This window comes from Dactylosporangium sp. NBC_01737 (assembly GCF_035963215.1).
In the GTDB taxonomy this organism is placed as follows: Bacteria; Actinomycetota; Actinomycetes; order Mycobacteriales; family Micromonosporaceae; genus Dactylosporangium.
Genome location: NZ_CP109153.1, coordinates 6,191,834 through 6,205,544, shown reverse-complemented (window position 1 = coordinate 6,205,544; position 13,711 = coordinate 6,191,834). Strand labels below are relative to the sequence as shown.

Sequence of the window (13,711 nt, the reverse complement as noted above, 5' to 3'; positions counted from 1 at the left end):
GTCACTTCCGCTTCGTCATCTGGTAGACGAGCGTCGTGGTGCCGACGCCGACGGCGATGATGGCGAGCTGCATCCAGTAGAACCGCGGGAACCCGAGCAGCCTGGGGCTGTCGGCGTTGTACCAGACGGTGACCAGCGGCAGCACGATCGGGATGAACAGCAGCCAGTTCCACGGGCTCTTGTCCGCGGCCCGGGGGGTGGCGGGCCTTTCGGGACCGGTCACGGCAGACCTCCTTCACGGGGGTGCGGGCCTGGCGGGTGGCCCAGCAGATCGACGTAACCTGATCAAATGCCCGGCCGCTGACCGGCGGGGGTACGGATCGGCGAACGGTCGGTTTCGCGCGCCGGACGGTGTCCTGCGTCACACCCGCGGGGCGACCAGTTCGGCGGCCGTGGCGTTGCCGCCGGTGAGGATCACGGCGACCGACGACCCCATCAGGTCGGGACGGGCGAGCACGGCGGCGAGGGCCGCGGCGCCGGCGCCCTCCGCCTGGGTGTGCGCGGCGCCGGCGAGCACGCCGCGGGCCGCGTCGATGGCGTCGTCGTCGACGAGGACGAAGTCGGCGAGCCGCTCCCGCAGCAGCGACTGCGGCAGCTCGAACCCGCGGCCGGTGGCGAGGCCGTCGACGCGGGTGCGGTTGTCGCGGCGGACGCAGGCGCCGGCCCGCCACGAGTCGTGCGCGGCCGGCGCGGCGGCCACTGCACGCCGATCACCCGGCAGCCGGGCGCGACGGCGGCGGCCACGACGCAGGCGGCGCCCGCGCCGGTGCCGCTGCCGACCGGGACCACGACCGTGTCCAGGTCCGGGTGGCGCTCGAACAGCTCCAGGTAGGCGGTGCCGACCCCGGCGATCACGGCGGGCTCGTCGCCGGGGCTGATCAGGCGCCCGCCGAGGGTCGCGGCGTGCGCCTCGGCCTCGGACATGTCCGCGCCGTGCAGCGTCACCGTCGCGCCGAGCGCCCTGACCGCGCGGACCTTGAACCCGGCGGCACCGGCCGGCATCACGACGTGCGCGGGGATGCCGAAGGCGCGGGCGGCGTACGCGACGGACCGGGCGTGGTTGCCGGTCGAGTACGTGACCACCGGCTGCCCGCGGTCCAGGCCGGCGAGGAGGTTGAGCGCGCCGCGGACCTTGAACGCCCCGGTCGGCTGCGCGTTCTCGTGCTTGACGACGACGGTGCGGCCCGCGGCCTCGTCCAGCAGCGGATACGACCAGGAGGGCGTCGGCGGCAGGTGCCCGGCGAGCAGTCGCCGGGCACGCAGGACATCGTTGAGGGTGATCATGCGTCCAGCCTGCTCCCCGTACCATATATAAATCCAATGCACAGTTTCGTGGAATCACATAGGTGGGATCGATGCTTGACGTGACGCGCCTGCGGGTGCTCCTCGCGGTCGCCCGGCACGGCTCGGTCACCGCCGCCGCGGAGGCGCTGCACTACGCGCAGCCGTCGGTCAGTCACCACCTCGCCCGCCTGGAGGCGGAGACCGGCGCGCGGCTGCTGCAGCGGGTCGGCCGCGGGGTGCGCCTCACGCCCGCCGGGCGGCTGCTCGCCGAGCGCGCGGAGGAGATCCTGGGGCGGCTCGACGCGGCCGAGGCGGAGCTCGCGTCGCTGAGCGGGCTGACGGCGGGTCGGGTGCGCCTCGCCGCGTTCCCCTCAGCGCTGGGGTCGTTCGTGCCGGTGGCGGCGGCCCGGTTCGCGCAGGCGCATCCGGGGGTCGCGCTGAGCCTGGTCGAGGCCGAGCCACCGGCGGCGCTGCGCCTGCTGAAGGCCGGTGAGGTCGACCTGGCGGTGATCTTCTCCTTCGACGAGCCGGCCGCGGAGGACGGGGTGCGGCTGACGCCGCTGTTCGACGAGCCGCTGCACCTCGTCACCGCGCCCGGCGAGACCCGCGACCTGGCCGGCCTCGCCGGGGAGCGCTGGATCGGCGGCTGCGAGCGGTGCCGCACGAGCCTGGTCCGCCGGTGCGCGGCGGCGGGGTTCGCGCCGCAGATCGCGTTCACCACCGACGACTACGTCGCCGTGCAGGCCCTGGTCGCGGCCGGCCTCGGCGTGACGATCCTGCCGGACCTGGCGCTGCGTGCGCATCGTTCGGCAGGTGTACGCACGGTGCCCCTCCCCGGCGGCGGCCGCCACATCAGCGCGGCCCTGTACGGCACCCCACCCGACCCTCCGGGCCCCGCCGCGCTCCTCGAAGCGATCATGGCCGCCCGCACACCGTGAGCGGCCGTGGCGTCAGCGGTCGCCGAGCACCTGGTCCCGGTACTGCTGGAAGCCGTCCCAGCCTGCGGTCTGCCCGGGGTCGCCCGTCAGGAACTGCCCGGTGGACATGTCGAGCGGGATGGACGTGAGCGTGGGCGGGCGGCCTCCGCCAGTGGCGGCCCGGGACGTCCGACGGTCCCCGGGCGCGGCGATCAGGCCGGCCGCCCACGCAATTCTGCAACCGCGACGGCCTAGAGCTTGATGCCCAGCAGCGCGTCGACGGACAGGCGCAGCACGGCGGGGGCGTCGCGGTCCTCGCCTGCGTCGGCGAGGGTCGCGTCGACCCAGGCGTCGACGGCGGCGAGGGCGCCGGGCGTGTCGAGGTCGTCGGCGAGGCGCTCACGCAGCTGCTCGAGCAGCTCGATCCCGGACGGGCCGATGCCGGCCTTCGCCGCCTCCCGCCACCGGGACAGCCGCTGCTGGCCGGTCTTGAGCACGTCGTCGGTCCACTGGCGGTCGTTGCGGTAGTGGTCGGCGAGCAGGGCGAGGCGGACCGCCATCGGGTCGACGCCGTCGGCGCGGAGGCGGGAGACGAAGACGAGGTTGCCCTTGCTCTTGGACATCTTGTCGCCGTCGAGGCCGATCATGCCGGCGTGCACGTAGTGCGAGGCGAACGGGGCCTTGCCGCTGAGGGCCTCGGCGTGCGCGGCGGAACACTCGTGGTGCGGGAAGAGCAGGTCGTTGCCGCCGCCCTGCACGTCGATGGTGTCGCCGAGGAGGCTCTGGGCGATGACGGTGCACTCGATGTGCCAGCCGGGGCGGCCGGGGCCGAGGTCGCCGCCGTCCCAGGCGGGCTCGCCCTCGCGCAGGCCGCGCCACAGCAGCGGGTCGAGGGGGTCGCGCTTGCCGGGGCGCTGCGGGTCGCCGCCGCGCTCGGCGGCCAGGCGGAGCATCTCGGTGCGTGACAGGTTGGACTCGCCGCCGAAGCCGGGGGCGGTCGCGACGCTGAAGTACACGTCGCCGGTGCCGTCCTCCAGCACGTACGCGTGGCCGCTGGCCAGCAGCGCGGACACCTGCCGGGCGATCTGCGGGATGGACTCGACGGCGCCGACGTACCGCTTCGGCGGGATGATCCGCAGCGCCTCCATGTCCTCGCGGAACAGGGCGGTCTCGCGCATCGCAAGGACGACCCAGTCCTCGCCGTCGCGGGCAGCGCGCTCCAGCAGCGGGTCGTCGACGTCGGTGACGTTCTGCACGTAGTCGACGTCGTGGCCGCCGTCGCGCCAGACCCGGTTGGCCGTGTCGAAGGCGATCATGGTGGCGGCGTGGCCGAGGTGGGTGGCGTCATACGGGGTGATGCCGCAGACGTACATGGTGGCGGGCCTGCCCGCGAGGTCGACCGGCGCGATCTCGCGGCGCGCCGAGTCGAACAGGGCGAGCGTGGTCGCACCGGCAGCGGTGCGGGGCAGCGTGGGCACCGCCGGTGCCGACCATGAATCCATCCGCCAAGACTATCCGCGCGCAGGTGCGGAAACACGGGGGAAACAGGTGTGACGAACCTAGCGTAGACAGCGTTTCACATTGGCGGCCATGGGATGGCGTGCCGGTCCTCGTCGGGCGCTGGGTAGCGCTTGGCCCGCAGCAGCTGATTGATGCGCAGCGCGACGGTGCCGACCTCGGCGGCGGTCAGGTGCTCCGACAGCGCCTCGGCGAGCCCGGCGGTGTACTGGGCGCGCAGCTTCTCCAGGACCTCGACGGCCTCGTCCGGCAGCGGCTCGCCGGCCCAGCCCCACAGGATGGTGCGCAGCTTGTCCTCGGCGTGGAAGCAGATGCCGTGATCGACGCCGTGGACGCGGCCGTCGACCATGTCGATGATGTGCCCGCCCTTGCGGTCGGCGTTGTTGGCGACGGCGTCGAAGACCGCCATGCGGGCCAGCCGCGGGTCGTCGTCGTGGGCCAGGACGAACGGGCGGCCGCGTTCGTCGCGGGCGGTGAGGATCCGCTTCCAGGTGCGGGGGACCTTGCCGGCGGGGACGAACCCGAGGATCGCGTCGTCGCACTGCTGCTCGTCGTCGATCCACAGCTGCACCATGCCGGCGCCGAGGGGCCCATCGCGCAGGACGGTCGGCGGGACCACGGACCAGCCGGTGGCCTCGGACAGCAGCCAGGCCGCGTACTCACGGCCGGCGAGGGTGCCGTCGGGGAAGTCCCACAGGGGCCGCTCGCCGCTGACGGGTTTGTACACGCACCGGGCGACGGTCGCGCCGTGCGTAATCACGGCGCGCAGCGTCGCGTTGGACGCGTCCATCAGCCGGCCCTCGAGCTCCATGGTGCCGTGGCGGAGCAGTTCCAGCGCCTCGTCCTGGGGCAGTGCCGGCACGGTGACTACCGGCGGTAGCCGTTGTGGCGCGGGCAGAGGTGCCCGCGGGCGTCGAGCGGCTGGCCGCACAGCGGGCACGGCGGCCGGCCGGACGCCACGACCCGCTTGGCCCGGTCGATGAACGCGCGGGTCGCCTGCGGTGTCAGCCGGACCCGCAGCCGGTCGCGGTCGGCGGTGGTGAGCTCGTCGTCGTCCTCTTCCTCGACCTCCTCCACCTCCTCGTCACCGACGGCGATGGCCTCGATGACGACGGTGGCGGTCTCGACGTCGAAGGCGAGCCCGAGGGTGCCGACCCGGAACTCCTCGTCGAGGGGCGTGTCGAGCGGCTCGTTGTCGCTGGTGTCGACGGCAGCGGTCTCGGGCAGGTCGACGCCGAAGCGGCGCTGCGCCTCCAGCAGGAGCTCCTCGAGCTTCTCGGCGAGGAGCGTCACCTGCACCTTTTCGAGGGCGACGCTGACCAGGCGCCCCCCACCGCGCGCCTGCAGGAAGAAGGTCCGCTCCCCCGGCGCACCCACGGTCCCCGCGACGAACCGCTCCGGCGGCTCGAACGCGTACACCTGGTGGCTCACTTCGTCACCTCCGCTACGCTCCGGCGCCGGCGTGAGCTCAACCTGAGCCGCCGATTCGCGGCTCCTCCGCTTCGCTCCGGACCGCTCATGCTAGAACTCTATCCGCACGTTTCGGCCTCCGCGCACAGCAGGCTGCAAGATCACACAGAACCGCCCGAACCGCCCCCGACGGCCGCGTCCGATGTCGGTTCGTCGTCGACCTTCGGCACGAACGGTGCCAGATCTCCCCCCGTGTCGTTCATCCGCAGGACGAAGGACCGCAGCGGCGTGTAGCGGATGACGGTGATCGATGCGGGTTCGACGGCGATGCGCTGGAACAGGTCCAGGTGCATGCCGAGGGCGTCGGCGACGATCGCCTTGATGATGTCCCCGTGGCTGCAGGCGAGCCAGACCGCGTCGGCGCCGTGCGACTCGGTCAGCTTCGCGTCCCAGCCGCGGACCGCGGCGATGGACCGGGCCGACATCACGGCCATCGACTCGCCCTCGGCGCCCGGGAACACGGCCGCCGAGGGGTGCGCCTGGACGGTCGCCCACAAGGGCTCCTTCGCCAGGTCCTTCAGCGGCCGTCCGGTCCAGTCGCCGTACCGGCACTCGACGATTCCGTCATCGATGGAGATGTCGGAAAAATCGGGCAACGCCAGCGACAAGGTCTCCCGGCAGCGCGGCAGCGGGCTGGACACCACCGCGGCGAGGGGGAGCTTCGCGTCCGCGATGCGCTCGCCGACGGCGCGGGCCTGGGCCTGCCCGACCTCGTCGAGCCCGACCGGCTGGTGCCCCGCGAGGATCCCGCTGGCGTTGGTGGTGGTGCGGCCGTGGCGGAGCAGGAGAACGGTTGTCACGCGGACAAGCCTGCCATGTCGTACGCCTGCTTCAGCTGCCGCAGCGTCTGGGTGCCGTACTCGTGGTCGCCGAAGATCAGCGTCGCGAGCTCGGTGACACCGGCCTCCTTGTATGCCTTCAGCCGCTCCGCAACGCGCTCGACGGGCCCCAGCAGCGACGTGCGGTCGATGAACTCGAACGGGATCGCGGCGGCCGCCTCGCGGTGCTTCTTCGCCAGGTACAGGTCCTGCACCTCGCGGGCGGCGTCGCCGTACCCCATCCGCGTCGCCAGTGCGTTGTAGAAGTTCTGCTCGCGGCTGCCCATGCCGCCGACGTACAGCGCCGCGTACTGCCGGACCAGCTCGGCGCACATCTGCGGGTCGTCGCCGATCACCACGGGTACCCCGGCGCAGACCTCGAAGCCCTCCATGGTCTTGCCGATCTTGGCGCGGCCCGCCTCGATCGGCTTCAGCGACTCCGTCGCGTACTCCGGGGAGAAGAAGATCGCCAGCCACCCGTCGGCAACCTCACCGGCGAGCTCCAGGTTCTTCGGGCCGACCGCGGCGAGGTACACCGGGACGTGGTCGCGCGTCGGGTGCAGGGTGAGCTTCAGCGCCTTGCCGGGGCCGTCGGGCAGCGGCAGCTGGTAGTGCTGGCCGTCGTAGGCGACGGTCTTGCGGGTCAGCGCGAGGTTGACGATGTCGATGTACTCGCGGGTGCGCTGCAGCGGCTTGCCGAACCGGACACCGTGCCACCCTTCGGACACCTGCGGCCCCGACACGCCGAGACCCAGCCGGAACCGGCCGCCGGACAGCTTGTCGATCGTGGCCGCGGTCATCGCCGCCATCGCGGGCGTGCGCGCCGGGATCTGGAACACCGCCGAGCCCAGCTCGATGCGCTCCGTCTGCCCCGCGAACCAGGCGAGCATCGACGGGGCGTCGGACCCGTACGCCTCCGCGACCCACACGCAGGAGAAACCGAGGCGGTCGGCTTCCTGCGCGAGGGCCAGGTGGCCGGCCGGTTCATTCCACGCGGCGAGATATCCGAGGTTCAACGCGAGTCGCACAATGCCTCCCAGGGTCCCCCGTGCGACCCTGCACGGGGCGGCACCAAGGGTAGCCGGGGGCCCACCTACCCGCCTTCGGTGGGATCCGGCCGTATCGTTCCATGCATGCAGCAGAGACCGCTAGGCCGTAGCGGGCTGGCGGTATCCCGGCTGGCCCTCGGCACCATGACCTGGGGCCGTGACACCGACGCCGACGACGCGGCCGCCCAGCTCAAGACGTTCCGCGACGCGGGCGGCACGCTGCTGGACACCGCCGACGTCTACACCGATGGCGAGGCGGAGTCGGTGATCGGCGCCCTCGTCGGCCGGCTGGTGCCCCGCGACGAGCTGGTCATCGCCACCAAGGCCGGCCTGCGACCCGGCATGGCCCGCCGCCGCGACGGCTCCCGCGGCCACCTGCTGCGCGCCCTGGACACGTCCCTGGAGCGGCTCGGCACCGACCACGTCGACCTGTGGCAGGTCCACGGCTACGACCCGGACACCCCCTTGGAGGAGACGCTCAGCGCGCTGGACACGGCGGTGCAGACCGGCCGTGCGCGCTACGCGGGTGTGTCGAACTTCTCCGGCTGGCAGACCGCCCGCGCCGCGACCTGGCAGGCGGCGTGGCCCGGCCGCGCCCCGCTGGTCTCCACCCAGGTCGAGTATTCGCTGCTCGAACGCGGTATCGAGCGTGAGGTCGTGCCCGCCTGCTCCGCCCTGGGCATCGGCCTGCTGCCGTGGTCACCGCTCGGCCGCGGCGTGCTGACCGGCAAATACCGCGGCGGCGTCCCGGCCGACTCGCGCGCCGCGTCGCCGCACTTCGAGCGGTTCGTCGCCCCGTACCTCGACGACCGCTGCGCCGGCATCGTCGAGGCGGTCGCCACGGCCGCCGGCGGCCTCGGCGTGTCGCCCCTGGAGGTCGCGCTCGCATGGGTCCGCGACCGCCCCGGCGTCGTCGCGCCGGTCCTCGGCGCCCGCACCGTCGGCCAGCTCCTCGGCGCCCTGCAGACCGAGGAGATCGACCTGCCGCGCGAGATCCGCGCCGCCCTGGACGACGTGTCGGCTCCGACGTCGGGCTATCCGGAGCGCCAGACATAATTACCCGATCATGATCCGTGTCGCGTGGTTGTCCTTGGTACTCGTCGCGCTCCTGGCCGCCGGCTGTGACGCCGGCGCTCCGGTGAGCCGCCCGGACGCGACCGTCCCCACTCCCACCTGGGCGCCGGTGCCGTCCGTCTCCCCTGCCGGGACGGTGGTCCCGGTAGGTGGTCCACCGCTGGCGGTGGCCGCAGGCGCTGGAGGGACCGCCGTCGGCTTGGCGTCCGCGCTGGTACTGCTGGACGCCGCGGGCGCACGCGGCGTGTCCGTGCCGGTGCCGGATCCGGTGCTGGCCGTGGCCGCCCTGCCCGACCGCGGGTTCCGCGCCCTGTCCGGCAGCACGGTGCTGACCGTCGTCGACGGCACTGTGGTGTCACGGTGGTCGCTGCCCGCCGCCGGCACTGCCCTCGCCGTGCACCCGTCCGGGTGGACCGCGGTCGCCGTCCCGGCGCTCGGAGACGTGATCATCCTCTCGGCGACCGGCTCCGTGACCCGCACGCTGCACCCCGGCGGCCGGCCCGGCGGCGTCGCGGTCGCGGGTGACCTGCTCGCCGTCCTGGACCCGTCGCAGACGTCACTCACCGTGTACGACGCCGCGTCCGGCACCCGCAAGGAGGGCCTCCGCGCCGGCGACGGCGCCGTGAGCGTGAGCGGCGGGGGCTCCGGGGGTCCCGGGGATCCCGGCGCCGCTGGTGGCGCCGGCCGGTTCCTGGTCATCGACGCCAGGGACGGCGAGCTGCTGGCGTTCGAGACCGGCCCGCTCATCCTGCGGCAGCGGTTCCCGGTCCCCGGTTCCCCGTACGCCGCCGCCTACGACCCGACCCGCCGCACCCTCTGGGTGACCCTCACGGAACGTAACGAGGTGGTGGGCTACGACCTGACCGGCGGCACCCCGCGCGAAGTCACCCGCCACCCCACACCACGCCTGCCGATCGCGGTCGCGGTGGACGCCACGACCGGCACGCTCGTGGTCGCCGGGTCGGCTGAGGGTCTGGTGCAGCGGATTTCGCCGTAGCAATATCGGTTCATGGACTACGAGTACGTGCCTTTGCGGCTGCCGTCGAACGTGGACCGGCTCACCGCCAACGCACAGCTGACGATCCAGGCCGAATACGGCGGCTGGGAGCTGGCCAGGGTCCGCCTCTACGCGGACGGCACCCGCCAGGTCATGCTCCGCCGCAAGCTCACCAGCGACGCGATGCCCGGCCTCAGCACGTAGGCCCGACTGTCCGGCTCTCCACATCGTGCGCGCCAGTGCCGCACGGGGACCAGCCACGGGCACGCACACATCCGGTGAACTCTTCGGTGCCCCACCCCCGAAGGGCCCGCTCCCCCTGCTCACCGTCTCCACGGGGAAGTCGTGGCCATCGATGCCTGGACGGGGGAGCACCACACTCCAGGCGGCGATCTTCACCCCGCCCCGCGTGATCGAAGGACGCCCGCGGTCGTCGGTGCGGCCACTGCCGTCCCTTGATCACGCCCGCAAGATCGTCCGCCGGCACCGAATCACGATCCCCGCCAGGAAGGCTCCCGTGCGCGGGACGCCACCCCGCCAACCCGCCGCCTCGCCGCTTGATCGAAGGACGTCCCTGGCCACTAGGGCGACCACCGCCGTCCTTCGATCACCCCCGCAAAGATCGTCTGGCGGCTGCCCGGCGGCCGAACACGCGACCATCGGCAAGGACACCCCAGAGCGCGCGCCGCACGCCGCCTTGCCGTGATCAGCGGCGCGCGCTGGTCGCTCGCATGACCACAGGGCGACTTCGATCTGCGAAGAGTTGGTCGATCGGTGGTCCCGGCGCGGTGGCGTCTCCGCATCGCGGGGAAGTCGTGGCCATCGATGCCTGGACCAGGGAGCACCACACTCCAGGCGGCGATCTTCACCCCGCCGCGTGATCGAAGGACGCCCGTGGTCGCCGGGGTGGCCACTGCTGTCCTTTGATCACGCCCGCAAGATCCACGGCCGTGCGGGAAACCCAAAGAGCCCGAACTGGACGTCGGCAGACCGGGCACGCGCGACGTCGCAGCGCATCGACTCAGGTATGCACTTCGAGGCGTGCGACATGTGCTCGTTGCCATGATCACAGAAGTGATCCATGCCGCAGGATCATGCCGATCTCGGGCACGGGGACGGGGGCTGCAACCGGGTCGCGTCTCGGACGCCTACGCGAGCGGTGCACCTGATGCCGGTCCCCGCCCGATGATCGAGCGGCGCGCCCCGGACCGGCGGATCCCGAGCGCTTTGGGTGGTCCGACGGCCCACAGCGCAGGCGTGTGCCCGCGCTGACGAGCGGCAGCACGCCGCTGCAGGAGCGAACCGATGGGCAGTCGGCGCGCCACACAAGGCCCAGGCCAGGGATGCGCCGTGCTCACGGGTCGGCACGCCTCGCGACCAGGTGAGGGGTCGGCAAACGACGCTGCCCCAGCCTTCAGGCCGGGGCAGCGACGAACAGCGGAGTGGGTCCACGAACCGGGTGATCACTGACCGGGGTGGTCAGTGATCCGGCCGGGCGTCGGGTCAGCGGCGGTCGGCGGGCTCGGTGCTCTGGTCGGGGGCTTCGCCGACGCCGTCGTCGATGCCGACCTCGTCCTCGTCCAGGTCCTCGTCGAGGTCGACGAACGCGTGCTCGTCGAGCCGGTCCACGACCCGGTCGTCGTCGCCGACGGCGAAGGGGCCGGTGCCGTCGTTGTCCTCGTAGGCCTCGGGGTCGAGCGGGGTGGCGACCTCGGCGACGACGACCACGCCGTCGAGGGACTCGAGCTCGGGGATGTCCAGGGCGCCGAGGGAGCCGTCGCCGGCCTGCATCAGCTCGAGGACGGCTTCGCCGACGGTCTCGACCGGGGCGGAGTCGCCGTCGCCGGGGTTGGTGCGGCGGGCGGCGTCGGCGAGGCGCAGCAGGGCGGCGACGCTCGGGACGCGGTAGTCGCGGCGCTGGCGGACGGAGATGATCTGCGGGTGCGGGTCTTCGGCCTCGGTGCCGTCGACGCCTCCGATGCCGACGCCGAACTGCCGGTCGGCCTCGTCCGGGTCGATGGCTTCGACGTCCCACGGGGTGACCTCGCCGAAGGCGTCGAGCAGGAGCTCGTCATAGGCGTTGGAGGCGTTGTTGAGCTCGACGTAGGCGCGCCACACCTCGTCGTCGTCGGCCCGCCCGTCGGCGGCCTTGACCGCGGCAAGGTGGTCGCGGGCCGCCGTGATCACGCGCTCGAGCGCGGCGTCAAGCTCCGCGTGCCGGTCGGTCATGATGGGACTCCCCCTGATTGGTGACTGTCGGTGTTGGAACGGGCAGGACGGTGAAGGTGCTCAGGACTGCTGCAGGAACCTGTCGAGGACTCGCACGCCGAACTGTAGTCCCTCCAGGGGAACGCGCTCGTCAATGCCGTGGAACAACGCGCCGAAGTTCAGGTCGGCGGGCAGGCGCACGGGTGAGAAGCCGAAGCAGCGGATGCCGAGCTTGTCGAACTGCTTGGCGTCGGTGCCGCCGCTGAGCATGTACGGCACTGGCAGGGCGCCCGGGTCCTCCGCTTTGAGGGCGGACGTCATGGCCTCGACGAGGGCGCCGTCGAAGGTGGTTTCGAGGGCGGCCTGGCGGTGGATGTATTCCAGCTCGATGTCGGGGCCGACGAGGTCGCGCAGCTGCTGCTCGAACAGCTCCGACTGGCCGGGCAGGGTGCGGCAGTCGATGGTGGCGGACGCGCGGCCGGGGATCACGTTGTCCTTGTATCCCGCGGCGAGGCGGGTCGGGTTGGCCGTGTTGCGCAGGGTCGCGCCGATGATCATCGCGATCGGGCCGATCTTCTCCACGGCCCGCTCGGGGTCGTCGAGGTCGAGCTCGATGCCGAGGATCTCGGAGACCTGCTCGAGGAACATGCGCACGGTCGGCGTCATGATCACCGGGAAGCGGTGCCGGCCGACCCTGGCGACGGCCTCGGCGACCGCGGTCACCGCGTTGTCGTCGTTGATCATCGAGCCGTGACCGGGGCGGCCCTTGGCGTGCAGGCGCAGCCAGTCGATGCCCTTCTGCGCAGTCTCGATGAGGTAGAGCCGCTGGTCGCCGCCGACGCTGACGGAGAAGCCGCCGACCTCGCCGATCGCCTCGCTCACCCCGTCGAAATACTGCGGGTGTTTCTCCACGAGATACTGGGCGCCATAGGTGCTGCCGGCCTCCTCGTCGGCGACGAACGCGAGCACCACGTCGCGTGGCGGCTTGCGACCCTCGCGGCGCATCTGCCGGACCAAGGCGAGGACCATCGCGTCGAAGTCCTTCATGTCCACGGCGCCGCGGCCCCACAGGTAGCCGTCCTTGATCTCGCCGCCGAACGGGTCGACGGACCACTCCGACGCGTCGGCGGGGACCACGTCGAGGTGGCCGTGGATCAGCAGCGCGTCGCGGCCCGGGTCGCTGCCCTCGAACCTGGCCACGACGTTGGCCCGCCCCGGCGCGCTCTCGTGGATCTGCGGCTCGAGGCCGACCTCGGCGAGCTTCTCCGCGACGTATTCGGCGGCGAGCCGCTCCCCGGCGCTGGTCTCCAGGTCGCCGGTGTTGGTGGTGTCGATGCGCAGCAGGTCGCGGCAGAGCTCGATGACCTCGTCGGTGGCGTCCATGGAGAAGTCATACCAGGCGGCTGTGACAATTCCGGCGGGTGGTCCGGTGACGTGACAAGACCCGTCACCGGACCGTCACACTCTCACCAGCCGTACCCGGCCGCGTAGGTCACCGAGGCGAGCACCGTCTGCCCGGATGCGTTGGGGTGGAAGTAGTCCCACGTCGAGATCTGTGACAGCTGGAACGCATAGCCGAACACGGCCCCGCCGTCGTACTTGCAGTTCGCGCCGTATGCGGTACACGCGGAGGCCAGCTGAGCGTTGAAGTCGACGACCCGCTGCCGGACGCGGTCGCGCCGTGCCGTGTCCGCGGCGGCGGTGGACGCCGGGTTGGCCAGCATCGACTGGCAGATGCCGAACAGCCCCCAGGCGGTCCGCGCGCCCGAGCTGTCCTTGCCGACCTGCCAGAGCCGCTTGAGGTCGGGCACGCTGATGAGCAGCACCTTCGCGTCGGGCAGTCCGGCCTTCAGGGTGCCCAGGGCGCTGTCCAGGGATGCCCGGAACGCCGCGACGCTGGTCATCGACGACTCCGACGAGGTGCAGGCGTCGTTCGCGCCGATGAGGATCGTGACGTACGCGACGTGCTGCGAGACGACCGTCGCCGCCTGGCCGGGCATGTCGGCGACCTTGGCCCCGGATCTGGCGTCGTTGTACGCGACGACGGCCGGGTTCTTGGCCCGGATCCGCAGGTAGTGGCTGTTGACGGCGGTGGTGCTGCCCGTACTGAACGAGCGGGACGGGCAATCGACGAACCATCCGCACGCGTTGAACCCGCGGGTGATGGAGTCGCCCATGCTGGCGATGGAACCGGGTGGCGGCCCGGCGGCGGCGTGTGCGGGGAGGGCGGTCCCGAGCAGCACGGCGGCGGTTGCGGCGAGGACGGTCAGTCCCCGCCTGGTGACGGACATGGCGGCCCCTTTCCGTGACAGGTGGCGGCCGTGACGGAAGGCTCCCAGCACCTTCCATCGAAGGCGGTACATGGCAGCGTACTGG

14 protein-coding genes are annotated in these 13,711 nt (G+C 72.4%); 4 read left to right on the top strand and 10 right to left on the bottom strand.

The window, feature by feature from the left end:
• Position 1: 1 nt before the first annotated feature.
• Both OHA72_RS27905 and OHA72_RS27900 read right to left on the bottom strand, forming a co-directional pair.
• On the bottom strand, positions 2 to 223 hold the full coding sequence (locus OHA72_RS27905) for a DUF3311 domain-containing protein (RefSeq protein ID WP_327010762.1): 222 nt from the start codon (positions 221 to 223) through the stop codon (positions 2 to 4).
• Between the two features lie 212 nt (positions 224 to 435).
• Complete coding sequence (locus tag OHA72_RS27900) at positions 436 to 1,284, bottom strand: threonine ammonia-lyase (protein ID WP_327010761.1); 849 nt, start codon at positions 1,282 to 1,284, stop codon at positions 436 to 438.
• A gap of 71 nt (positions 1,285 to 1,355) precedes the next feature.
• On the opposite strand from OHA72_RS27900, the gene OHA72_RS27895 reads away from it, so the two are divergent.
• Positions 1,356 to 2,222, top strand: coding sequence for a LysR family transcriptional regulator (locus tag OHA72_RS27895; RefSeq protein WP_327010760.1), 867 nt, complete (start codon positions 1,356 to 1,358; stop codon positions 2,220 to 2,222).
• A 230-nt stretch (positions 2,223 to 2,452) separates the two neighbouring features.
• Here OHA72_RS27895 and mshC read toward each other — a convergent pair whose 3' ends face one another.
• The 5 genes from mshC to OHA72_RS27870 form a co-directional block, all read right to left on the bottom strand.
• Positions 2,453 to 3,703 carry a cysteine--1-D-myo-inosityl 2-amino-2-deoxy-alpha-D-glucopyranoside ligase gene (mshC, locus tag OHA72_RS27890; RefSeq protein ID WP_327010759.1) on the bottom strand — a complete coding sequence of 417 codons (1,251 nt, stop codon included), beginning with the start codon at positions 3,701 to 3,703 and terminating at the stop codon, positions 2,453 to 2,455.
• Between the two features lie 74 nt (positions 3,704 to 3,777).
• Entirely contained in the window at positions 3,778 to 4,530 is a 753-nt protein-coding gene (locus OHA72_RS27885; protein WP_327011674.1) for an SCO1664 family protein, read from the bottom strand.
• Positions 4,531 to 4,586: 56 nt separating this feature from the next.
• Positions 4,587 to 5,150, bottom strand: coding sequence for a DUF3090 domain-containing protein (locus tag OHA72_RS27880; protein WP_327010758.1), 564 nt, complete (start codon positions 5,148 to 5,150; stop codon positions 4,587 to 4,589).
• 140 nt (positions 5,151 to 5,290) lie between these two features.
• On the bottom strand, positions 5,291 to 5,989 hold the full coding sequence (locus OHA72_RS27875; protein WP_327010757.1) for a histidine phosphatase family protein: 699 nt from the start codon (positions 5,987 to 5,989) through the stop codon (positions 5,291 to 5,293).
• Positions 5,986 to 7,035: an LLM class F420-dependent oxidoreductase gene (locus tag OHA72_RS27870; protein ID WP_327010756.1), complete on the bottom strand. Its 1,050-nt coding sequence runs from the start codon at positions 7,033 to 7,035 to the stop codon at positions 5,986 to 5,988. The genes OHA72_RS27875 and OHA72_RS27870 overlap by 4 nt, the downstream gene beginning before the upstream one ends.
• Before the next feature lie 105 nt (positions 7,036 to 7,140).
• Between OHA72_RS27870 and OHA72_RS27865 the strand changes: the two genes are divergently transcribed.
• The 3 genes from OHA72_RS27865 to OHA72_RS27855 are packed head-to-tail and all read left to right on the top strand — an operon-like array spanning position 7,141 to position 9,331.
• Complete coding sequence (locus OHA72_RS27865) at positions 7,141 to 8,112, top strand: aldo/keto reductase (RefSeq protein ID WP_327010755.1); 972 nt, start codon at positions 7,141 to 7,143, stop codon at positions 8,110 to 8,112.
• 10 nt (positions 8,113 to 8,122) lie between these two features.
• Positions 8,123 to 9,127, top strand: coding sequence for a YncE family protein (locus OHA72_RS27860; protein ID WP_327010754.1), 1,005 nt, complete (start codon positions 8,123 to 8,125; stop codon positions 9,125 to 9,127).
• A gap of 12 nt (positions 9,128 to 9,139) precedes the next feature.
• Positions 9,140 to 9,331 carry a DUF5703 family protein gene (locus OHA72_RS27855; RefSeq protein ID WP_327010753.1) on the top strand — a complete coding sequence of 64 codons (192 nt, stop codon included), beginning with the start codon at positions 9,140 to 9,142 and terminating at the stop codon, positions 9,329 to 9,331.
• Between the two features lie 1,299 nt (positions 9,332 to 10,630).
• On the opposite strand, the gene OHA72_RS27850 is transcribed toward OHA72_RS27855, so the two are convergent.
• The 3 genes from OHA72_RS27850 to OHA72_RS27840 all read right to left on the bottom strand — a co-directional run bounded on the left by OHA72_RS27850 (position 10,631) and on the right by OHA72_RS27840 (position 13,626).
• Positions 10,631 to 11,356 carry a hypothetical protein gene (locus OHA72_RS27850; protein WP_327010752.1) on the bottom strand — a complete coding sequence of 242 codons (726 nt, stop codon included), beginning with the start codon at positions 11,354 to 11,356 and terminating at the stop codon, positions 10,631 to 10,633.
• Between the two features lie 60 nt (positions 11,357 to 11,416).
• Positions 11,417 to 12,718 carry a M20/M25/M40 family metallo-hydrolase gene (locus OHA72_RS27845; RefSeq protein ID WP_327010751.1) on the bottom strand — a complete coding sequence of 434 codons (1,302 nt, stop codon included), beginning with the start codon at positions 12,716 to 12,718 and terminating at the stop codon, positions 11,417 to 11,419.
• 83 nt (positions 12,719 to 12,801) lie between these two features.
• Entirely contained in the window at positions 12,802 to 13,626 is an 825-nt protein-coding gene (locus OHA72_RS27840; protein WP_327010750.1) for an SGNH/GDSL hydrolase family protein, read from the bottom strand.
• Positions 13,627 to 13,711 lie beyond the last annotated feature (85 nt).